Below are 1,288 nucleotides of genomic sequence, written 5' to 3'. Positions count from 1 at the left end.
TCTGGCATAAGATAAGGAGCAACAATGCCTGTAAGCAGGCTAATTACTCCTCCGGCAGCCAGAGTGGCTTGCCAGGAGACGGTTGATCTTAATATCGCTGCCATAAGCAGAACCGATATTAGAACCACCAGCGCTCCGGGATCTTGCATTCCAGACCACCATGCCAAAGCAGGAATAGTTGCCCAGATAAAAACATTAAGACCCTGACTCAAGCCCTTTCGCAAGGTAACCAACCCAACAATCGCCGCGCCGAACCAAAACATCATTGGTATCATTACGCTAACGCTTGCCAAAACTGCTGCTTGCCAAGGTCCTCGCATGGCTAACTTAGCTAAGTCATGCATCAGGATATTCTCAATTTATAGCTAATTAATTACTTTCAATAATCGTAAAACGATTAACAAACAATACCCGGTCTTATTCGTGGTGATTGTCTGTGTAAGGTAAAAGTGCCAAGTAACGAGCGCGCTTGATAGCAGTTGCTAGCTGACGCTGGTAACGAGCTTTTGTGCCAGTAATACGGCTTGGTACGATTTTACCAGTTTCTGTGACATAACCTTTCAAAGTGTCCAAATCTTTATAATCGATTTGTTTTACACCTTCAGACGTAAAGCGACAAAACTTACGACGACGAAAAAAGCGAGACATAGTCTTCTCCTAAAATTAAATTACTCTTCTGATGCCGCTTCGCTGTCACCAGCGCTTGCATCTTCAACTTTCTCTACAGATTCTTCAGAGCTTGACTCTTGTTCAGCTGGGCGCTTAGGCGCAGAGCGACGGTCATCTCTACCTTGAGAAGCTTTAATAGGAGATTCTTCAGTAATCGCTTCCTTCTGACGAATAACCAAATCACGAATGATGGCATCGTTAAAACGGAAGTTGTGCTCCAACTCACCCAAAGCATCGCCGCCACATTCGATATTCATCAAAATGTAGTGTGCCTTGTGGATTTTGTTGATTGGGTAAGCCAAGTGACGGCGACCCCAGTCTTCTAGACGGTGAACCTGGCCACCGCTATCTTTGATAACACCAGTATAACGTTCAATCATTCCTGGAACCTGTTCACTTTGATCAGGGTGCACCAAGAATACGATCTCGTAATGACGCATATTTTCTCCCTTCGGGTAATAGCCTTTTAATGTCGACCACATCGGCCGTTTAAAAAGCAAGGAGTTACAAGTACACGGTAAAGTCTATTCCTTCCATAAGAAAGGTATAAGCTCCCCGCAGATTTTAGAGCGCGATATTCTAGAGATAAAACCATCAAGGTGCAAGACCTTTGCAGTAA

At 44.3% G+C, this 1,288-nt stretch carries 2 protein-coding genes and 1 pseudogene; all 3 read right to left on the bottom strand.

Annotated features, from left to right (window positions below; all coding sequences use genetic code 11):
• Positions 1-344, bottom strand: a pseudogene (locus A3756_RS02460) (hypothetical protein); the annotation flags it as partial.
• Positions 345-417: 73 nt separating this feature from the next.
• Complete coding sequence (gene rpsR, locus A3756_RS02455; protein WP_068511441.1) at positions 418-648, bottom strand: 30S ribosomal protein S18; 231 nt, start codon at positions 646-648, stop codon at positions 418-420.
• A gap of 20 nt (positions 649-668) precedes the next feature.
• The gene (gene rpsF / locus A3756_RS02450) at positions 669-1,109 is read right to left on the bottom strand and encodes a 30S ribosomal protein S6 (RefSeq protein WP_068511443.1); all 441 of its coding nucleotides are present in this window, start codon (positions 1,107-1,109) and stop codon (positions 669-671) included.
• Positions 1,110-1,288 lie beyond the last annotated feature (179 nt).

The organism is Oleiphilus sp. HI0086, assembly GCF_001635225.1.
The sequence above is the reverse complement of the archived record's forward strand: the minus strand, read 5'-3'. Positions and strand labels throughout refer to the sequence as shown.